This is a genomic window from Ancylobacter sp. SL191 (assembly GCF_026625645.1).
Classification (GTDB): Bacteria; Pseudomonadota; Alphaproteobacteria; order Rhizobiales; family Xanthobacteraceae; genus Ancylobacter.
The window spans coordinates 4,093,770-4,114,394 of record NZ_CP113056.1 but is presented as its reverse complement, the minus strand read 5'-3'; the positions used below and the strand labels follow the sequence as shown (position 1 = coordinate 4,114,394).

At 65.3% G+C, this 20,625-nt stretch carries 15 protein-coding genes and 2 pseudogenes; 12 read left to right on the top strand and 5 right to left on the bottom strand.

Annotated features, from left to right (window positions below; all coding sequences use genetic code 11):
* Positions 1-124 precede the first annotated feature (124 nt).
* From OU996_RS18820 to OU996_RS18810, 3 genes are read right to left on the bottom strand one after another with little or no spacing between them, the layout of a single operon-like run.
* Entirely contained in the window at positions 125-853 is a 729-nt protein-coding gene (locus tag OU996_RS18820) for an esterase family protein (protein WP_267583118.1), read from the bottom strand.
* Positions 850-1,815 carry an acetylxylan esterase gene (locus tag OU996_RS18815; protein ID WP_267583117.1) on the bottom strand — a complete coding sequence of 322 codons (966 nt, stop codon included), beginning with the start codon at positions 1,813-1,815 and terminating at the stop codon, positions 850-852. The genes OU996_RS18820 and OU996_RS18815 overlap by 4 nt, the downstream gene beginning before the upstream one ends.
* 46 nt (positions 1,816-1,861) lie before the next feature.
* Entirely contained in the window at positions 1,862-3,295 is a 1,434-nt protein-coding gene (locus tag OU996_RS18810; protein ID WP_267583116.1) for a DHA2 family efflux MFS transporter permease subunit, read from the bottom strand.
* Between the two features lie 370 nt (positions 3,296-3,665).
* Between OU996_RS18810 and guaB the strand changes: the two genes are divergently transcribed.
* The 6 genes and pseudogenes from guaB (at position 3,666) to OU996_RS21490 (ending at position 9,545) form a co-directional block, all read left to right on the top strand.
* Positions 3,666-5,156, top strand: coding sequence for an IMP dehydrogenase (gene guaB, locus OU996_RS18805; RefSeq protein ID WP_267583115.1), 1,491 nt, complete (start codon positions 3,666-3,668; stop codon positions 5,154-5,156).
* A 44-nt stretch (positions 5,157-5,200) separates the two neighbouring features.
* Complete coding sequence (locus OU996_RS18800; protein ID WP_267583114.1) at positions 5,201-5,632, top strand: MAPEG family protein; 432 nt, start codon at positions 5,201-5,203, stop codon at positions 5,630-5,632.
* A 10-nt stretch (positions 5,633-5,642) separates the two neighbouring features.
* The gene (locus tag OU996_RS18795; RefSeq protein ID WP_267583113.1) at positions 5,643-6,968 is read left to right on the top strand and encodes an RsmB/NOP family class I SAM-dependent RNA methyltransferase; all 1,326 of its coding nucleotides are present in this window, start codon (positions 5,643-5,645) and stop codon (positions 6,966-6,968) included.
* A gap of 46 nt (positions 6,969-7,014) precedes the next feature.
* On the top strand, positions 7,015-8,586 hold the full coding sequence (guaA, locus tag OU996_RS18790; RefSeq protein ID WP_267583112.1) for a glutamine-hydrolyzing GMP synthase: 1,572 nt from the start codon (positions 7,015-7,017) through the stop codon (positions 8,584-8,586).
* A 92-nt stretch (positions 8,587-8,678) separates the two neighbouring features.
* Positions 8,679-8,948, top strand: a pseudogene (locus tag OU996_RS21495) (Arm DNA-binding domain-containing protein); the annotation flags it as partial.
* A 385-nt stretch (positions 8,949-9,333) separates the two neighbouring features.
* Positions 9,334-9,545: pseudogene (locus OU996_RS21490) on the top strand (helix-turn-helix transcriptional regulator).
* Positions 9,546-9,768: 223 nt separating this feature from the next.
* On the opposite strand, the gene OU996_RS18775 reads toward OU996_RS21490, so the two are convergent.
* Together OU996_RS18775 and OU996_RS18770 are read right to left on the bottom strand one after the other, a co-directional pair.
* Positions 9,769-13,464 carry a CheR family methyltransferase gene (locus OU996_RS18775; RefSeq protein ID WP_267585756.1) on the bottom strand — a complete coding sequence of 1,232 codons (3,696 nt, stop codon included), beginning with the start codon at positions 13,462-13,464 and terminating at the stop codon, positions 9,769-9,771.
* Positions 13,389-14,144, bottom strand: a complete 756-nt coding sequence (locus tag OU996_RS18770; protein WP_267583110.1) for a chemotaxis protein CheB — start codon at positions 14,142-14,144, stop codon at positions 13,389-13,391. The genes OU996_RS18775 and OU996_RS18770 overlap by 76 nt, the downstream gene beginning before the upstream one ends.
* Positions 14,145-14,454: 310 nt before the next feature.
* On the opposite strand from OU996_RS18770, the gene OU996_RS18765 reads away from it, so the two are divergent.
* From OU996_RS18765 to adhP, 6 genes are all read left to right on the top strand, one after another.
* The gene (locus tag OU996_RS18765) at positions 14,455-14,850 is read left to right on the top strand and encodes a response regulator (RefSeq protein WP_267583109.1); all 396 of its coding nucleotides are present in this window, start codon (positions 14,455-14,457) and stop codon (positions 14,848-14,850) included.
* Positions 14,851-14,961: 111 nt separating this feature from the next.
* Positions 14,962-16,434: an NAD-dependent succinate-semialdehyde dehydrogenase gene (locus OU996_RS18760; RefSeq protein ID WP_267583108.1), complete on the top strand. Its 1,473-nt coding sequence runs from the start codon at positions 14,962-14,964 to the stop codon at positions 16,432-16,434.
* 54 nt (positions 16,435-16,488) lie between these two features.
* Positions 16,489-17,664: an NAD(P) transhydrogenase subunit alpha gene (locus tag OU996_RS18755; RefSeq protein WP_267583107.1), complete on the top strand. Its 1,176-nt coding sequence runs from the start codon at positions 16,489-16,491 to the stop codon at positions 17,662-17,664.
* Positions 17,665-17,684: 20 nt separating this feature from the next.
* Positions 17,685-18,029, top strand: a complete 345-nt coding sequence (locus tag OU996_RS18750) for an NAD(P) transhydrogenase subunit alpha (protein WP_267583106.1) — start codon at positions 17,685-17,687, stop codon at positions 18,027-18,029.
* Positions 17,998-19,482, top strand: a complete 1,485-nt coding sequence (locus OU996_RS18745; RefSeq protein ID WP_267583105.1) for an NAD(P)(+) transhydrogenase (Re/Si-specific) subunit beta — start codon at positions 17,998-18,000, stop codon at positions 19,480-19,482. The genes OU996_RS18750 and OU996_RS18745 overlap by 32 nt, the downstream gene beginning before the upstream one ends.
* Before the next feature lie 49 nt (positions 19,483-19,531).
* Positions 19,532-20,611: an alcohol dehydrogenase AdhP gene (adhP, locus tag OU996_RS18740; RefSeq protein ID WP_267583104.1), complete on the top strand. Its 1,080-nt coding sequence runs from the start codon at positions 19,532-19,534 to the stop codon at positions 20,609-20,611.
* Positions 20,612-20,625: the final 14 nt, after the last annotated feature.

Sequence of the window (20,625 nt, the reverse complement as noted above, 5' to 3'; positions counted from 1 at the left end):
GAATTGTCCTGTCAAAGCTCTTTCTCAAATTCTATGTCCTTTTAGAATAGAGCAATAGAGGTTGCGAGTGAAAATTCGTACTCGCTTCCCATAGCTGCCGCGTAGTGGAGGGCATGAAGTCCCCTCACACATACAGCGGCGCCATTTGCCGCCAGGCGCCGGCGCGGTGGGCGCGGCCGGTCCAGATGTGCAGGCGGTGATCGACGCCCTTCTCCGCCAGTAGCCGGCTGAGGCGCAGATTATTGTCGAGGAAGGGGTCGGCGTCGCCGATGGTCATGACGATGTCGAGCCGGCGCAGGCTCTCCAGCCGCCACGGGCAGGCGAGGTTCGGCAGGAAATGCAGCGGCGTGTGGAAATAGATGGTCTCGTCGTAATAGCCGTCGAATAGGTCGGAAAAACATTCCACGGACTGGGTGAGGTCGTAGCGGCCCGAGAACGCCACCAGCTTGCGCACCCGGTGCGGGTGGCGGAAGGCCAGGCTCGCGGCCTGAAAGGCGCCGAGGCTGCACCCCATGGCGATGGTGCAGTCGGACGGGTTGAGCCCGTCCATCAGCGGCATCACCTCGTGGAGCACATAGTCTTCCAGCGCCGCGTGGCGGGCGATGCGCGCGGCCGGAGGGCGCGTCGTGTCATAGAAGCTCTCGCGCGCCAGCCCCTCGATGCAGAACAGCTGAAGCTGGCCGGCCCGCACCTTGTCGGCGAGGCTGGCGACGATGCGCAGATCTTCATATTCGAAGAACCGGCCCTCGCGGGTCGGGAACATCAGCACCTTCGCGCCGGCATGGCCGAAGATCAGCAATTCCATGTCGCGGCCGAGCCGCTCACTGTACCAGCGCCGGTAATCCCGCTTCATGTCGTGTCGAAAAACCGTCCCAGCTTGCCCTTGAGCAGCGCCTGCTGCGCGCCCATGCCGGGATAATCGACGTGCCCCGCATCCAGAATGACGGTCTCGTGGCGGTTCGATGTCGCCGCGGCATTGGCGAGCGAGAACTGGCAGGGCGGCGCCACCGCCGGGTCGAAACGCGCCACGGCGGTGATCAGCGGGATGGTGATGCGCGTCGCCGCGCTGGCGGAATCGAACAGAGAGAGCGTGTCCGCCACCTCACCGTGCCGGGCCTGATAGGCCTGCACCGCAGCGGCGCTGCCGATGCTCGGCAAGGTGAGCCAGAGCGGCATGTTGCCGAAGGTCGGCACGCTCAAGTGTGCGCGGGCGATCCGCGTCTCGAAGGCCAGCGCCAGCGCGCCGAGCCCACCCGAGAAGCTCGTGCCGCTATAGCCGATATGGCCGGCCAGCGCGGGGTAGAGCGCGAGCAGCGCCGAGACGGCGAGCCAGATATCCTCCACGCAGCCGCCGAGAATGTAGCGGTCGGGCTTGTCGATGTTATCAAGCACATGGAAGGCGGGATCGTCGGAGATCGGCGGGCGCCGGCTGCGCGAGAGGCCGCGCAGGCAGGGAAACAGCACCGCCGCCTCGCGCAGCGGCAGGTCGAGATCCGGCCCGGCGCGCCCGCCATAGCCGTGGCCGACAATGATGCCGCGCTTCACCGGCCCGGCCTTCGGCAGCAGCAGCCAGCCGCCAATGGGAAAGTCGTCGGTCGAGGTGTAGGCGAGGTCATGCACCGCCCAATAGGCATGGCGCAGCGGGTTGCGGGTGAGGCGCGGGGCGGGATCACGCGCCAGCGCCCGCTCATAGCGCGGCTGCCAGAAGGCGTCGAAGCCCGGCGCGAGCGGGGGTGGGCGCAGCGCGGCGAGCTGCGGCAGGCTGAAGCCCTGCGTCGGGTCGAACGGGTAGGGGTGGGCGGTCGGCATCGGCATGGTCAGGCAGAATCCCGGCGGTAGAGCGCCACTCTAGCCGCTCGTTTTACGCGGCGCTGCCCATCTCGCTCGGCGGCTCGGGCACCTGCGCGGGCTTGACCTTGCGCTGGGCGAGTTCGGCGCCGGCATTGGCCGGCAGGCGGATATAGAAGAACACGGAACACACGGCGATGCCGCCCACCACCAGGAAGGCGACGCTGAAATCGTCGAGGGTGAGGTGCATCCGCCCGTGGAAGGCGCGCATGGCGTCGATCACCAGCGCGGCCACCGCGACGCCGGTGGAGATCGCCACCTGCTGGGCGACGCTGGCGAAGCTGGTCGCCCGGCTCATCGCCTCGGTCGGCACGTCGGCATAGGACAGCGCGTTGGTGCTGGTGAATTGCAGCGAGCGGAAGAAGCCGCCGAGCAGCAGCGCCCCCATCAGGACGAGATGCGGCGTCGTCGGCGTGAACAAGGCCGCCACGGCGATGAAGGCGGAGGCGATCACGCAGTTGACGATCAGCACCCGGCGGAAGCCGAAGGCGCGGATGATCGGCGCGGCCGAGAACTTCATCGTCATCGCCCCGGCCGCCGAGACGAAGGTGATGAGCCCGGAGGCGAAGGGCGAGAGGCCGAAGCCGAGCTGAAGCATCAGCGGCAGCAGGAAGGGCATCGCCCCAATGCCGATGCGGAACAGCGAGGCGCCGACCACGCCGGCGAAGAAGGTCGGGATGCGCAGCAGGGTGAGGTCGAGGATCGGCCGCTCGGTGCGGCGCGCATGGCGGATATAGAACGCCATCGCCACCGCGCCGACGGCGATGACCGCGAGCGCAATGCGCGGCTCCACTGCGTGCTGGCCGAGCAGGGCGAAGCCGAAGACGAGGCCAGCGAGGCCGACGCCGGAGAGCATCATCCCCTTGAAATCGAAGGGCGGCACATCCGCCTCGCGAATGTCGGGGATGAAGCGCGAGGCCAGCGCGACGCCGACAATGCCGATGGGGATGTTGAGGAAGAAGATGTAGCGCCAGTCGAAATAGGTCGTGATGAAGCCGCCGAGCGGTGGGCCGAACACCGGCCCGAGCAGCGCCGGCACGGTGAGCCAGGCGAGCGCGGAGACGAGCTCGTCCTTCGGCACGGTGCGCAGGATAACCAGCCGCCCCACCGGCACCATCATCGCCCCGCCGAGCCCCTGGATGATGCGGTAGATCACGAAATCCGGCAGCGACTGGGCGAGCCCGCAGAGCAGCGAGCCGAAGGTGAAGACGATGATCGCCGCTCGAAAGACGGTGCGCGAGCCGAATCGGTCGGCGAACCAGCCGCTCGCCGGGATGAACACGGCGAGGCTGAGCAGATAGGAGGTCAGCGCGAGCTTGAGCGCGATCGGGTCTTCGTTGAGATCTTTCGCAATGGCCGGCAGCGAGGTGGCGAGCACCGTCGAATCGAGCTGTTCCATGAACAGGGCGCAGGCGACGATCAGCGGGACGAGACGTTCGGGGCGCACGGGGAATCCGATCAGGCGGGGCCGAAACTCAAGGTCGTGAACTCAATGCGGTGAAATCAAGCTTTCGGGCGCCATATATCGCCCGCGACGCGCCGCGACGAGGGCTCACGGCGCGTCATCGGGCCATCACGATAGGGTGACAGGGAAAAGGCGTGCGGACCGCCTGTTTCACCGCCCCATCCACAAGGCCACGGCCGCGCGGGGCGGCATTGCACGGCGCGCGGAGCAAGTGCCTAGGAAAGCGGTGCGGCCCATGGTATGAGCCCGCGCCAACTCGTCAGAGAGCGGCGCCCATCCCCGCTCCCTTCGATTTTTCATCCATAGGGCCGGCGCGCTGCCCAGCGTCGGGCACCCAACACGGGAGTTGGCGATGTCGGTTTTCGACGGCCTCGCGCGGGAAGCGCTTACGTTTGACGATGTGCTGCTGAAGCCGGGCCTGTCCGATGTCATGCCCGGACAGGTGGACATCCGCTCCCGCGTCACCCGCTCCATCTCGCTCAACATCCCGATCCTGTCCTCGGCCATGGACACGGTGACCGAATGGCGCCTCGCCATCGCCATGGCGCAGGCCGGCGGCCTCGGCGTCATCCACCGCAATCTCGAGCCCGAAGTGCAGGCCGAGCATGTGCGCCTCGTGAAGAAGTACGAGAGCGGCATGGTGGTGAACCCGGTCACCATCCATCCCGACCAGCCGCTGGCCGACGCGCTGGCGCTGATGAAGAATCACAGCATCTCCGGCATTCCTGTGGTCGAGCGCGGCCCGAACGGGCGCGGCGGCAAGCTGGTGGGCATCCTCACCAACCGCGACGTGCGCTTCGCCACCAATCCCGACCAGCCCATCGCCGAACTGATGACCAAGGAACGGCTCATCACGGTGCGCGAGGGCGTCGAGCAGGCCGAAGCCAAGCGCCTGCTGCACACGCACCGCATCGAGAAGCTGCTGGTGGTGGACGATGAAGGCCGCTGCGTCGGCCTCATCACCGTCAAGGACATGGAAAAGGCGGTCACCAACCCGAACGCCTGCAAGGACGAGCAGGGCCGCCTGCGCGTCGCCGCCGCCACCACCGTGGGCGAGGACGGCTTCCGCCGCGCCGAGCTGCTGGTCGAGGCGGGCGTCGATCTCGTGGTGGTCGACACCGCCCATGGTCACTCGCGCAAGGTGCTGGACCAGGTGAGCCGCATCAAGCAGCTCTCCAACAAGGTGCAGATCCTCGCCGGCAATGTCGCCACGGGCGAGGGCACCCAGGCGCTGATCGACGCGGGCGCGGATGCGGTCAAGGTCGGCATCGGCCCGGGCTCGATCTGCACCACCCGTATCGTCGCCGGCGTCGGCGTGCCGCAGCTCACCGCCATCCTCGATGCGGTGGAAGTCGGCCGCAAGAACGACACGCCGGTGATCGCCGATGGCGGCATCAAGTTCTCGGGCGATCTCGCCAAGGCGCTCGCCGCCGGCGCGGAATGCGCGATGATCGGCTCGCTGCTCGCCGGCACGGATGAGAGTCCGGGCGAGGTCTACCTCTATCAGGGCCGGTCCTATAAGTCGTATCGCGGCATGGGCTCGGTGGGCGCCATGGCGCGCGGTTCCGCCGACCGCTATTTCCAGGCCGAGGTGAAGGACACGCTGAAGCTCGTGCCGGAAGGCATCGAGGGGCAGGTGCCCTATAAGGGCCCGGTCGGGGGCGTGCTGCACCAGCTCGCCGGCGGCCTGCGCGCTGCCATGGGCTATGTCGGCGGTGGCACGCTGGAGGAATTCCGCTCCAAGGCGAAGTTCGTCCGCATCTCCGGCGCCAGCCTGCGCGAGAGCCACGTGCATGACGTGATCATCACCCGCGAGAGCCCGAACTACCCGTCGGGGGCGTGAGCCCTCACGGAGCGTTCGCGCCCCGCTGACAGAGAGAGCCGCGCGTGAGCGTTCAGGCCATCCTTCTGCCGGTCTTTGTGCAGGTCGCGCTCACCTTCGCCGTGCTGTTCCGCCTCGGAACGGTCCGGCTGCGGGCGGTGCGGGCGGGGCGTGTCAAGCGGGCTCGGGTGTTGTTCGACGAGAGCGGCTGGCCGGTCGAGGTGCGGCAGGTCAGCAACGCGTTCCGCAACCAGTTCGAGGTGCCGGTGCTGTTCTATGCGCTGGTCGCCTTCGCGCTGATCACGCGGCAGGCGGACGGGCTGTTCGTGGGCCTGTCCTGGATTTTCGTTCTCTCTCGCATCGTCCATGCCGGCGTGCATGTGACCAGCAACGCCCTGAGCATCCGTTTCCCCGCCTATATGGTGGGCGTTCTCGTGCTGCTGTTGATGTGGGTTCTTTTCGCGCTGGCGATCCTGTTCGCGCCAGCCATGCCGTGACGGAGATGACATGACACCGGCTGCCCGGCTATCCGCCGCTATCGAGGTGATCGGCACCATTCTGGCCGAACGCCGCCCGGCCGCCGACGTGCTGAAGGACTGGGGCCGCGCCCACCGCTTCGCCGGCTCTGGCGACCGCGCCGCGTTGTCCTCCCTCGTCTATGACGCGCTGCGCCGCCGCGCCTCCAGCGCCTATCTGATGGGCGAGACGCTGGGCGAGGAGACGCCGCGCGGCCTCATCCTCGGCATGATGAAGCTCGGTCGCGGGCTCGATGTCGAGGCCATCAGCGCGCTGTGCGACGGCTCGCGCTTTGCCCCCGCGCCGCTGACCGAGGCCGAGCGCGCGCGCCTCACGGAGGCCACGCTGGATGACGCGCCGGCCTTCGTGCGCGGCGACTACCCCGAATGGCTGGACGCTTCGCTCGAGGCGGTGTTCGGCGAGGCACGCGACGCGGAAGGCGCGGCGCTGGCCGATCGCGCGCCGCTCGATCTGCGCGTCAACTCGCTCAAGGGCGCGATCGACAAGGCGCAGCAGCAGGTCGCCCACCTCAATCCGGTGCCCGGTCCGTGGTCGCCGCTCACCCTGCGCATCGCGCTGGAGGCGGACGGCAAGGCGCCCCCGCTCACAGTCGAGCCGGCCTATATCAAGGGTCTCGTCGAGATTCAGGACGAAGGCTCGCAGATCGCCGCCATCCTCGCCGCCCCGCCGCGCGGCGGGCAGGTGCTGGACCTCTGCGCCGGCGGTGGCGGCAAGACGCTGGAACTCGCCGCGCTGATGGACAATGCCGGCCAGCTCTATGCCTATGATGACGATCTGCGCCGCCTCGCGCCGATCCATGAGCGCATCCAGCGCGCCGGCATCCACAATGTGCAGGTCCGCTCGCCCAAGGGACGCGGACCGGAGCGCGGCGACGTGCTGGCCGATCTTGTCGGCCGCATGGACCTCGTCCTCGTCGACGCGCCCTGCACCGGCACCGGCACCTGGCGCCGCAACCCCGACGCCAAATGGCGCATGCGGCCCGGCGCGCTCACCGAGCGCATCAAGGAGCAGGCGGAGATCCTCGACGCCGCCGCGCCCTTCGTGAAGCCGGGCGGGCGGCTTGCCTATGTCACCTGCTCGCTGCTGGATGAAGAGAACATCGCGCAGATCCGCGCCTTCACCGCGCGCCATCCGGCCTTCCGCGTCATCCCGCCGGCCGAGAGCGTGCTCGCTCTGGGCGAGCGGGGCCTCGCTCTGGCGGGGGCGGCGCTGATGCGGCCGGAAGGCATTCTGCTGACGCCGCGCCGCACCGGAACCGACGGTTTCTTCGTCAGCATCATGGTGCGCGACGCCTGAGCCGGATATGAACCCACGATTGCCGAACGAGCTGATAGAGACCGACATGAGCCAGACCGAGACGACGCCCGAGCACGACACGATCCTCATCATCGACTTCGGTTCGCAGGTCACCCAGCTCATCGCCCGCCGCGTGCGCGAGGAGGGGGTCTATTCCGAGATCGTGCCCTTCCAGAGCGCGGCGGAAGCCTTCACCCGCGTGAAGCCGAAGGGCATCATCTTCTCCGGCGGCCCGGCCTCGGTGCTCGACGAGAACAGCCCGCGCGCGCCGCAGGAAGCCTTCGACGCCGGCGTGCCGATCTTCGCCATCTGCTACGGCCAGCAGATCTGCGCCGTGCAGCTCGGCGGCGCGGTGGAAGGCGGCCACGCCGCCGAATTCGGCCGCGCCGAAGTGACCGTGCAGAAGCCCAGCGCGCTCTATGAGGGCGTGTGGGAGGTCGGCGGCTCTTATCCCGTATGGATGAGCCATGGCGACCGCGTGACCAAGCTGCCCGAGGGCTTCGAGGTCGTCGCCACTTCCGAGAACGCGCCCTGCGCGGTGGCGGTCAATGAAGAGCGCCGCATCTACACCACCATGTTCCACCCGGAAGTGATGCACACGCCGAACGGCGCGGCGCTCATCCGCAATTTCGTGCGCAAGATCTCCGGTGCCCGCGCCGATTGGAGCATGAAGGCGTTCCGCGAGGAGGCGATCCGCCGTATCCGCGAGCAGGTGGGCGAGGGACGGGTGATCTGCGGCCTGTCCGGCGGCGTGGACTCGTCCGTGGCAGCGGTACTGATCCACGAGGCGATCGGCGACCAGCTCACCTGCGTCTTCGTCGACCACGGCCTGCTGCGTCTCGGCGAGGCCGAGAAGGTCGTCACCCTGTTCCGCGACGCCTACAACATCCCCCTCGTCCATGTGGACGCCTCCGAGATGTTCCTCGGCGCGCTGGAAGGCGTGACCGACCCGGAAGTGAAGCGCAAGACCATCGGCAAGCTGTTCATCGACGTGTTCGAGGACGAGGCGAAGAAGATCGGTGGCGCCGGCTTCCTCGCCCAGGGCACGCTCTACCCCGACGTGATCGAGAGCGTGAGCTTCTCCGGCGGCCCGTCGGTGACGATCAAGAGCCACCACAATGTCGGCGGCTTGCCCGCGCGCATGAACATGCAGCTCGTCGAGCCGCTGCGCGAGCTGTTCAAGGACGAGGTGCGCGCGCTCGGCCGTGAGCTCGGCCTGCCCGACGTGTTTGTCGGCCGCCACCCCTTCCCGGGGCCGGGCCTGGCCATTCGCTGCCCGGGCGAGATCACCCGCGAGAAGCTCGACATTCTGCGCCTCGCCGACGAGATCTATCTCGAAGAGATCCGCCGCCACGGTCTCTATGAGGAGATCTGGCAGGCCTTCGCCGTCATCCTACCGGTGAAGACCGTGGGCGTGATGGGCGACTACCGGACCTATGACTATGTGGTGGGCCTGCGCGCGGTGACCTCGGTCGATGGCATGACGGCGGATTTTTACCCCTTCGACATGGCCTTCCTCGGCCGCGTCGCCACACGCATCGTCAACGAAGTGAAGGGCGTCAACCGCGTGGTCTACGACGTGACCTCGAAGCCGCCGGGGACGATCGAGTGGGAGTGAATTAAGGTCGTTTCAGACCGTGCCGCGTCGTGCTGGAAACCGCACCAACACATTGGCTAGAAACGATTTTTCTTCCTACCCCGTATCGTTGCATGTCACCCCAGCCGGACCACTTTGTTGGTAGCGATGTTGGTATGGCGCAGGATGGTCGAGGAGCGGGCTTTCGCTACCAACAGCCCCCTTGTTGGTATCAGCGCGCGCCCCTGACCGGATGCGGATTTATGAGCGAACTCACTGATAAAGAACTGAAAAATCTGAAGCCGAGGGCCAAGCTCTCCAAGGTGACGGACCGCGACGGGATGTACGCGGCCGTCACCCCGACCGGGGTCGTCTCGTTCCGCTATCAGTACCGGGTGAACGGGCGGCAGGAGGTCTTGACCATCGGCCGATATAGCGCCGAGGCGGCGCGTAAGCTGACACGGGCGCCCGACGCGCTGGAATACGGCAAGGCGACTCTTTCGGCTACAAGGCGACCCGCAGTCAGATGGGCGACATGGCGCGGCGCCGGAGCGCGATCCGCAACTCGAGGCCCTGCTCCCGGTCGCAATAAGGAGTTCGGCATCAGCTTTGAAACCCGACGCAGTCTAGGCCGAGAGCTTGCCCGCAGTCTCGGCATCGACCGCAGCCCTAGCCTCGGCCTGTCACCCGTCCGATGCGCGCCGCCGGTTCGCCACGCCCCACCGGCGCTGTTCAACCTCTTGCCGGTCAGCGGCTCCGTGCCTTGTCTTGCACAGCGCCTTCAGGCGCATCCAACAGGAAGCGGCACCGCCATGCCGACCAGAGCGCATCATCCGCTTGAAGAGCGTCCTCGCCCGCACTGGTGTGTCCCGTTCCACCTTCTACCGCAAGATTGCCGAGGGGACGTTTCCCGCCCAGCTCAGGATCAGCACCAATGGCGAGGGATGGCATGAATCTGACACCAACGCTTGGTTGCCGATCCGCCGCGGTGGCGGGTATAGGCGGCAGGGTGATTTGCGACAAAACCCTCTGATAAAAGCGAGATCGATACCGGAGGCAGGTCAGTCTGGGAAGATCGGCCTGGGGCCAACCATTGATGTGGATGTTGAAGATCACCAGGATCTGGGATGCCATCGATAGAAGAAACGGGACAGTACGGAATCCCTCCGGCGAGGCATTAATGACCCGCCGGGCGCCGATGTCCGGACGGACCGGCACGCCTCGCTAGACCACTGCCTCCCGGTTCGTCTGCGAGGTGGCGGCCATAGCCAGGCGTGCCAGCGCTGGCAGCGATTTCGCGCCGGTCTTCTTCATGATGGCAGCGCGATGGTTTTCCACCGTGCGCTGACTGATATCCAGATCGGCGGCGATGTTCTTGCTGGGGTGACCCGCGAGCACGAGAGCCATGATCTCGCTCTGGCGCGGGGTGAGCGAGGCGAGATGATCGATGGCGCTGGCTTTCCACGCCGAGAGTTTCGATGTGTCATGCGCCTGTTCAAGAGCACGCCGAACACTGTCCGATAACTCGTGCCGCCCCACCGGCTTCTCTATGAAGTCGCAGGCACCGGCCTTCATCGCCGCAACGGCCATATGCACGTCGCTGTTTCCGGTAATCATGATGGCGGGCAATCCGCAGTTCCCGCTCTGTAGCCGCTCGAGCAGTTGGAGCCCGGTCATGCCCGGTAGCCATGCATCGACCAGAAGGCATCCTTCACGGCCGGGCGTATAGGCTTCGAGGAAGGCCTCACAGGTCTCGAAATCCTCGACCACATGTCCCTCAGCTTCCAGCAATCCCCGGATACCGTCGCGTACGTGGCGGTCGTCGTCGACCACAAAAATGATGGGTGTTGCCGTTGACGGTGCGCTCTCCATACGCGTTTCCGCCACCGGCATAGGGAAAGGCCTCGCCAGCAGGCGATGGATGACCTGCATCACGTCGGTCGGCTTCACTGGTTTGTTCAGTTGCACGCACTCCTGCCCGGCGATCCGTCTCAGCGTCTCCGTCGAGATGTCTCCTGTCAGGATGACGACGGGTATCGCGCGATGAAATCGCTCCCGGATCGTTGTGGCTGCGACGAGGCCGTCCATGCCATGTGGCAGATTATAGTCTGCCAGAATTAGGTCAGGCGCTGCCGCGGAACGGGTCATGAGCGCGACAGCCGCGACGCCGTCGGGTGCCGACAAGGTGACATGTCCCTCTTCCCTAAGCATCACCTCAAGGAGTTCTCGCAGATCCCTGTCGTCCTCAATAACCAGGATTGAGCCCATAGGACGGATGCCGGGATGCTGTGCTGCCGCTTCGGGCTGGCATGAACGCCCATCCGATTCGGCATCGTCGCTCGTAGGCAGGGTCACATTGATGGAAAAGACCGAGCCTCGCCCCGGCTTGGACCGCACATGGATCGGATGCCCAAGCAGGTTTGCCAGGCGCTTGACGATTGACAGGCCGAGACCGAGGCCACGCGCGCTTTCTCGCGCCCCGTTGTCGAGCTGATGGTACTCGTCGAAAATCGCGTGGAGTTCCTGCTCAGGTATACCGATGCCCGTGTCGAGGATCTCGACACTGAGCCTGCCGCCCCGTCGCCGGCAACCGAGCAGCACCTTGCCACGCCTTGTATATTTTAGTGCATTGGACAGCAGATTGCGGATCATCTGCTCAAGCAGGCGCGGATCACTGCAGACGGAGAGGCCGCACGGCACCACATGCAGAAGCAGCTTCTGCGCCCCCGCATTGTATGAGAACTCGTCCCGCAGCCGCTCCAGCAGGTCGTTAATCGGGAAGGTCACGGGTTGGGGACGGACGGTTCCCGCTTCAAGCTGGTTGATGTCGAGCAGCGTGTTGAGCATGCCCGCCATGGCGGCGGCCGTCACATCGAGACGCCCGACAAGCGCCAGTGCCTCCTCCTTCTTGTCATCCCGGATTTTTCTGGCCAGGACGCCGCGCATGAGGCTCAGGGCCTGCAGGGGTTGGCGCAGGTCATGGCTCGCCGCCGCGAGGAAACGGGACTTGGCGATGCTGGCCTGCTGCGCCTCCTTGCGCGCCGCCTCCAGCGCCTCGGCGGTGTGGCGGCGCTCGGTGATGTCGGCGAAGGTGATGACCACGCCCTCGACCGCATCATTCTGCGCCCGATAGGGCAGGATCCGGCGGATGTACCATAGGCCATCGCGCGCTTCGATTTCGCGCTCGATCGGCGCGAGTGTCTGCAATACCTCACGCGCATCGGTCAGCAAGGCGTTGTCGGCGGCGAGCGAGTTGAGGTCGGCGAGCGGCCGGCCGACGTCGGTGGGTATGATGTTGAACAGCGCGCGGGTGGCGGGCGTGAAGAACCGGATGTGCAGGCCTAAATCGAGGAAGATGGTCGCCACATCCGTGCTGTAGAGAATATTCTGCAGGTCGCTGGCGGTGGTGCGCTGGCGCTCCAGCGTTTCCTGCAGCTGGCTATTCAGGGCCGTGAGCTCCTCGTTGAGCGACTGAAGCTCCTCTTTGGAGGTCAGCAACTCTTCATTGGTGGACTGAAACTCTTCATTGACGGAAAGCGCCTCTTCCGTGACGGCCTTCTGCTCTTCGTTCGAGTTCTCCAGACTCAGGATGGCCGCTTGCAGTTCGCTTCGTGTGCCTTCGAGTTGCTGCTCCAGTTCCACGATATGCGCGGCGCCCTGTGGCGCATCGACCTTCGTCCGTCTGGCGGCGGGCGCCGGTTCGTCAATGAAGCAGATCAGCAGCAGATCCTCACCATTGATCGGCGCCGGCTGGACCGCGATCCCGAATGCTGCGGGCTTGCCGTCATGGTTCGTCCGTCCACCGGAGATGACGACCCGGGTTTTATCGATCAGCGCTTGCTGGATCGCCGCCCTGAGCTTGATGCGCAGATGAGGGGATACCATTGCGAGCAGGTCATAATTTGGATGGCCCCGCGGCACGCGCAGATAGCGCTCCGTCGGCCCTAGCGAATACAGCCATTCCAGCTTTCGGCTGACCAGCACGGCTGCCGGTGCATAGAATTCCAGCACGAGGCGGCGGCAGCCCTCGGCCAGGGCCGACTGTCTCGACGGGGACTGGCCTTGCGCCGCGCGTGCCGGCTGCCGGGCTCCGTCAGCGGCGCCGAACAGAAAGCCGACCTCTCCGGGGCGGCTGCGGGCAATGTGCCGATAGAGGCGGGCGGGCTTGGAGAGAACCTCGAAGCGGCCCTTGGTGTCGGCGACCGTCTCGGCGCTGCCCAGCAGCAGCACGCCACCCTCGCGCAGCGCGAAGTGAAAAAAGGAGATCACCTTCCGCTGCGCTTCGGGGCGCAGATAGATCAGCACATTGCGGCAGGATACCATGTCGAGGCGCGAGAACGGCGGGTCGCTGAGAACGTCCTGCACCGCGAACACGATCGTTGCCCGCAGTTCCGGCAGCACCTGGTAGCCGTGATCATCCTTCGAGAAGAAGCGGGTCAGCCGCTCAGTTGAAACCTCCGCTTCGATCGAGGCGGGATAACGCCCCTCACGGGCGATCACCACCGCATCGGCATCGACATCGGAGGCGAATATCTGCAGCTTGATCTCGCGTTTAGCCGCCGTCACTTCCTCCCGAAATAGCATCGCCAGCGAGTAGGTTTCCTCGCCCGTACTGCATCCGGCGATCCATAGGCGCAGGGGCTGATCGATGGAGTGGCTGCGGACCAGCTCGGGAATGATGGTCTTCGCCAGAATATCGAACACGCCGGGATCGCGGAAAAAGCTAGTGACGTTGATGAGCAGATCGGTGGCGAGGTGGTGGAGTTCCTTGCTATCGTCTTTCAGTAGCTCGGCATACGTGCCCATATCGTCGGCCGCCATCGAGGCCATCGCCATACGGCGCGCTATTCGCCGCCTGAGTGTGCCTTCCTTGTAAAGCCGGAAGTCATGAACCGTGGCTGTACGGAGCCGTTCGAGGATCGTGGGCAGCCAATCCTTAGGAGGGCTCTGCTCACCGGGGAGGGCTGCTGCATGCGCGCGGCCGATCCGGCGATGGAATTTGGCCAGCGCCTCGGGAATACCCCCAGCGGAAGCACGAGGTCGACCACGCCAGTGAGGACAGCACTTGTCGGCATGCCGCCATAGCCGGCTTCTTCGGGTTCCTGTGCGATGACGAGACCGCCCCGTTCTTTGATGGCCCTGAGGCCGAGGCTGCCATCGGCGCCGGTTCCCGACAGGACGACGCAGGAGGCGAACTCGCCATACTGCTCTGCCAGCGAGCGGAGCAGGAAGTCGAACGGCAGACGGGCGCCGTGGGGAGCCGTCGGTGGCGACAGGTGCAGCGTCCCTGTTGCATGGACGGAGAGATATGTGCCGGGAGGGATGATGTAGAGGTGGTCGCGTGCGAGCCGCATCCCCTCCGAAGCCTGGACCACGACCATCGCGGTGTGGTGGGCCAGGAGATCCACCATCATGCTTTCATGGGTGGGATCGAGGTGCTGCACGAGGATGAAGGCCATGCCGGTATCGGCAGGCATGGCATCCAGCAGTTTGGCGCAGGCATCGAGACCACCTGCCGAGGCGCCAATACCGACAACGGGAAAACGGTCCGTGACCTTGGGCGGCGGCGCGCGTGCGAGAACGGGATTATGGGCAGCCATTAAGTGATGTCGCTTTCACGGGTGAAGCTCGACAGAAGCTGAAACGTAGCGTGCTTCAAGCTGCAGCTTCTGATCGAAATCAATCGTCACTATCACACTGGGTTGCAGCAAAGGCAGCTTGTCACGGTATGGGGCAGGTAGCCATGACCAAAAGAGTCGCGCGGACCTTGCCGCCTAGCTGCGTAGTTTCCGAGCCTGACCGGACGGTTCCCGCCTCTATAGGCTGTCCTGGCAGGCTGGTTGAGGCGCGACAGTTGCGGGAGTGCTGTTGAACGCTCCACCTGCGCATGGCGTGAGGCCGGGGGCGGAGATGGCGATGCTGACAGGCGATGAGGCCGCGAGGCGAGCCTTGTGCGTCCTTGTCATAGAGGACGATGCCTTCATAGGCACGCTCTATGAAGATGTGCTGACGGAGATGGGTCACAGGGTCTGCGCGATCGAGGCGACGGAGAAAGGCGCCATTGCCGCTGCGGCACGTTTCAAGCCGGATCTCATGATTGTCGATGCATCGCTGCGCGAGGGCAGCGGCGTTGCAGCCGTGCAGGAGATATTGCGGGTCGGGTTCGTGCCCCATCTCTTCGTCAGCGGCGACGTTATCGGGGTTGAGGAGCGGATGTCGGGGGCCATCGTGCTGCGCAAGCCGTTTCTCGAACACGAGCTTGCGCGTGCCATCCAGCGCGCATTGTCTGCCAGCCCGACGTCTTGAACCCTTCGGCGGCATCGATGCGGGCTCCTCACTCGACTCTCCCCATCTCCGCAACTGAGTAGTTTCCGATCCTGCCGAGCATTGCCGGCCCGGTGCAGTGTGCGGCCATGATTGGATGAGAATGCGCACCAACAACTCAATGTTTGTGAGCGTGCGCCGCTCGTCTGGCTTGTACGACGACACGTCAAAGGACACGCCATGACCTATCAAAGCACCAATCCCTTCAACGGGATTGCGGTCGATTCCTTTAGTCAGATGACCGACAAGCAGCTTGATGCCGCAATCACGACCGCAGCGACTTGCTTCGAGAGCTGGCGGAACAAGAGCTATGCCGAGCGTGCGGCGATCATCGGTAAGGCGGCGGGACTGCTGCACGCCAAGGTCGAACCGCTGGCGCGTACCATGACACTGGAGATGGGCAAGCGGATCGGCGAGGCCCGCGGGGAAGTCGAGTTCAGCTCGCGGATCATGGCCTACTACGCCAAGAACGCCGAACGCTTCCTCGCGCCGGTGGAACTCCATCCGACGGCCGGCGAAGCCCATATGGAAAGCAGCCCGCTCGGGGTGATCTTCGGTGTCGAGCCGTGGAACTTTCCCTATTACCAGCTCGCCCGCATCGCCGGACCGCACCTTATGGCGGGCAATGTCCTCGTGGTTAAGCATGCCGGCATCGTGCCGCAATGCGCAATCGCCTTCGAGAAGCTGCTGATTGAGGCGGGCGCCCCGGTCGGTCTCTATACCAACCTCTTCATATCGCACGAGCAGGCCAACAGGGTGGTCGATGATCCTCGCATCAAGGGCGTCTGCCTGACGGGTAGCGTCGCAGCGGGAGCGAGCATTGCGGAGCGTGCCGGGCGTAACCTCAAGATTTCCTCGATGGAACTGGGCGGGAGCGACGCCTTCATCGTGCTGGAGGATGCCGATCTCGACCACACGATCCCGTGGGCGGTTTGGGGACGGATGTACAATACCGGGCAGACCTGCTGCGCGGCCAAGCGGTTCATCGTGGTGGAGTCCCTCGCCGACACCTTCCTCGCTCGGTTCAAGACAGCGCTCGAAGCCCTCCAGCCCGGCGATCCCATGGACGAGGCGACCACGCTTGGTCCCATGTCGAGCGAGGCAGCCCTGCTGCAGTTGCTGAAACAGGTGAAAGTCGCCGTCGACAAGGGCGCGAAGCTGGCATTGGGTGGCAAGCGCATAGACCGGGCCGGCTCTTACATGGAGCCGACCATCCTCACCGATATCAAGCCCGGTAACCCGGCCTTCCGGGACGAGTTCTTCGGCCCCGTGGCGCTGATGTTTCGCGTCAAGAACGAGGATGAGGCGGTCGCGCTCGCCAATGATTCCGACTTCGGCCTTGGTGGTTCGGTCTGGTGCAAGGATATCGCGCGCGGCAAGCGCGTCGCGAGCCGGGTCGAGACTGGCATGATGTTCATCAACAATATCGACTGGTCGGATGCCGAACTCCCGTTCGGTGGCATCAAGAACTCCGGCTATGGCCGCGAGCTCGGCGACATGGGCATCCAGCAATTCGTGAACAAGAAGCTGGTGCGCTACGTCCCGGCCATGAAGGCACCAGCTTAGGCCTGACGAACGCTCCGCCAGCGGTGCATGCCGCCGGCATTCCCTCGCAAGGCAATGACCAAGGCCGTCATGATGTATGTCAACATTGCCGTTCTCCGGGAAACCCGGCCGCATGAGCGCCGCGTCGCGCTGACGCCCTCGGTCGTGCCCAAGTTGATCAGGCTGGGCGCGAAGCTTCATATGCAGGCCGGCGCCGGCGCTCCAATCCATCTCGCCGATGCGTACTTCAACGACGTCGCGATCCTCGCCGACCGGGCGGCGATGGTCGCCGATGCAGACGTCGTTCTGGCAGTACAGCCACCGGCGCTGGAGGTCATCGACGCGATGAAGCCCGGTGCCGTGCTGGCCTGTTTCGTCTACGCCGCACAGGAGCCGGAATTGGTGAAGCACTTGCTGGCAAGGAAGATCACCTGCTTCGCCATGGAACGCATCCCGCGCATTTCGCGAGCGCAGGCCATGGATGCCCTGTCCAGCCAGTCGGCGCTGGCCGGCTATTATGCGGTGGCGCTCGGCATGACCCACATGACAAGCGTGCTGCCCAAGATCACCTCGGCAGCCGGTGTCATCGGGCCGGCCAAGGTGCTGGTCATGGGGTTAGGTGTGGCGGGCCTGGAGGCAATGGCCACCGCTCACCGCCTCGGCGCGGTCGTCGAAGGCTATGACGTGCGGCCAGAGACGCGCGAGCAGGCGCTCTCACTTGGCGGCACCTTCCTCGATACCGGCATCGATGCCACCGGCGCGGGCGGCTATGCCCGTGCGCTCTCGGCGGCGGAAAAGAGCACGGTCGATGCCGCGCTCACCCGGCACATTCAGTCCGCCGACCTGATCATCACCACCGCCGCCATTCCCGGCAAACCTTCGCCCAAGCTCATCAGCAAGGCGCAGGTGGCGGGCATGAAGGCCGGCGCGGTCATTGTCGACCTTTCGGCCGAGGGCGGCGGAAACTGCGAGGACACCGAACCCGGCCAGACGAAGTTGGTCGGCGCCGTGACCATCGTGGCGCCCCTCAACGTGCCCTCGCTGCTCGGCCGCGACGCCAGCGAACTCTATGCCAGGAACCAGCATGCGCTGCTCGCGCTGATGATGAAGGACAACATTCTCGTCATTGATTGGACCGACGAGGTGCTGGCCAAGACCGCGCTGACCCACGCCGGCAAGCTCTGCGATGCCGCCCATGTCGGTGCGGCGCCGCCCCCCGCATCCGGAAAGAATTCCGCAAAAGCCGCCTGAGCCAAGCCCCGGAGGGCATTATGGACTTCTCGATCACGATGACCGGCTTTGTCGCCCTCTATATCTTCATGCTCGCCGGCTTTGCTGGCTGGGTGATCATCGGCCACGTTCCGGCGATCCTGCACACGCCTTTGATGTCCGGCTCCAATTTCGTCCACGGCATCGTGGTGGTCGGCGGCCTGTTCGCCCTCCTCAATGCCAGCACGGTGCAGGAGCAGGCGATCGGCTTTGTCGCCGTTCTGCTCGGCGCCGGCAATGCCGCCGGTGGCTATGCCGTCACCACCCGCATGCTCGCCATGTTCAGGATCAGCGGCGCGCCAGCCAAACCCGCCCATGCGCGGGTTCATCATATCAAGAAAAGCTGAGGGGCCCATGTTCACCCTTATCCCGCAACTCGTCATAGGAAGCGCGGACCTCGCGGCGGCCTTCCTCTTCCTGTTCGGCTTGCAACGCATGTCGTCGCCTGCCACGGCGCTGTCGGGCATTTCCATGGCCGGCATCGGTATGGTGGCGGCGGTGCTGGCCAGCTTCCTGTACGTGTTCAGCGTCAGCGACGCCGCCCGGCCGCATCTGATGACGAATGTCGCGCTGGCACTGATCGCTCTGGCGCTCGGCGGTGGGCTCGCCTGGTGGAGCGGCCGGAAGGTCGCCATGACCGCCATGCCGGAGATGGTGGCGCTCTACAATGGCATGGGCGGCGGGGCGGCCGCCGCCGTCGCCGCCGTCGAACTGTTCGGCATGCAGACCAGTGCCACCACATTAGGCGTCGCCCTACTCGGCGCGCTGATCGGCGCGGTCTCCATGTCCGGCTCACTAATCGCCTGGGCGAAATTGAGCGGGGTTCTCAGCAAACCCCTGCGGGTCAAGGGCCAGCAGATCGCAAATGCCGCGGTCATGCTGGTCACGCTGGCGGTGGGCGGCGCCATCCTGTTCGCAACGCTTTCGGGCGCGCCGCTGCTGCTTCCGACGTCGAGCTGGATCTATATCTTCTTCGGCTGTGCCCTGCTGTTCGGCGTGCTGATGACATTGCCTATCGGTGGTGCCGACATGCCGGTTGTGATCTCGATCTACAATGCACTGACCGGGCTTGCGGTCGGACTTGGCGGGTTCGTTCTGCAGAATCCGGCCTTGATGATCGCCGGCATGGTGGTGGGCGCGGCCGGCCTGTTGCTGACGCTGCTGATGGCCAAGGCGATGAACCGCTCGGTGGCCAACGTGGTCTTCACTAATTTCGGCGAGGGGGCAAAGCACGCGGCCGGGACGATCAAGGGCAGCCTGCGTCCCGTCGCAGCCTCCGATGCCGGCATTGCCATGCGCTATGCGGCCAAGGTCATCATCGTGCCGGGCTATGGGCTGGCGGCCGCGCAGGGGCAGCAGAAGCTCTATGAATTCGTCAAGCTGCTACAGGCGGCCGGCGTCAGCGTCCGGTTCGCGATCCACCCGGTCGCCGGCCGCATGCCCGGCCAGATGGACGTGCTGCTGGCGGAAGCCGGCGTACCCTATGACATGATTTTCCAGTTGGAAGACATCAATGACGACTTCGCCGCTGCCGACGTCGCGCTGGTGATCGGTGCCAACGACGTGGTGAATCCGGCGGCGCGGACTGACAAGTCGTCGCCGATCTTCGGCATGCCGATCCTCAACGTCGACAAGGCGAAACAGGCCTTCGTGGTCAAGCGCGGCGAAGGCAAGGGCTATGCCGGTATCCGGAACGCGCTGTTCTACGGCGACAACTGCAACATGGTCTACGGCGATGCACAGGCCGTGCTGGTGCAGATGATCGAGGCCGTCCGGGGGCTCGGCGCCGCCGCCGCCTGATCCACGCGCAACGTCCCGCTGACATCGTTTCTCCCGAAAGGAGCCCATCATGTCTCGCCAGAAGATGCAGGCCGCCGTCGTCACGGCTTTCGGCAAGCCGCTCGAACTTCAGGAATGGGACGTGCCGACGGTCGGTCCTGGCCAGATCCTGGTCAAGACCGAAGCTTGCGGCGTGTGCCACACTGACCTTCACGCCCGCAACGGCGACTGGCCGCTGAAGCCCAGCCTGCCGTTCATTCCCGGCCACGAAGCGATTGGATGCGTGGTGGCGGTTGGTGCCGGCGTGAAGATCGTGCGGGAAGGCGACCGGGTCGGCGTGCCCTGGCTCTATTCGGCCTGCGGCCATTGCGAGCATTGCCTCGCGGCCTGGGAGACGGTGTGCGGCGAAGCTGAGTTCGGCGGCTATACGAAGAACGGCGGCTTCGCCGAATATGTCCTCGCCGATCCGAACTATGTGGCGCATATCCCCGCCGGGCTCGGCCCGCGTGAAGCGGCCCCGATCATCTGCGCCGGCATCACCACCTACAAGGGGATCAAGGAAACCCGCGCCAGGCCGGGCGAGTGGATCGCCATCTCCGGCGCGGGCGGCCTCGGCCATCTGGCCGTGCAGTATGCCAAGGCCATGGGGCTGCACGTCTGCGCGGTCGATATCGACGATGGCAAGCTTGCCCATGCCACGCGGCTCGGCGCCGATCTCGTCGTCAATGCACGGCACGGCGATCCGGCGGCTGCGGTGAAGCAGGGGACCGATGGCGGCGCCCATGGCGTGCTCATTACCGCTCCTTCGCTGAGCGCCTTCAACCAGGGCGTCGGGATGACCCGCAAGCGGGGCACCTGCGTTCTCGTCGGCCTCCCGCCGGGCGACTTTCCGCTCCCGCTCTTCGATGTGGTAGCCAATTGCATCACCGTGCGGGGCTCGTTCGTGGGCACGCGCGAGGACATGGCCGAATGCCTGTCCTTTGCCGCCGAGGGCAAGGTGAAGGCCGATATCGAGCTTCAGCCGCTCGCCTCGATCAACGAGGTGTTCGAGCGGCTGGAGCATGGCGACGTTCCCTCCCGCGTGGTTCTCGATTTCGTGCCGAACGTCGCGCAGGCTCCCGCTCTGGCACGGCCGCTTGAGGTCGTCTGAACCATAGGGCAGTC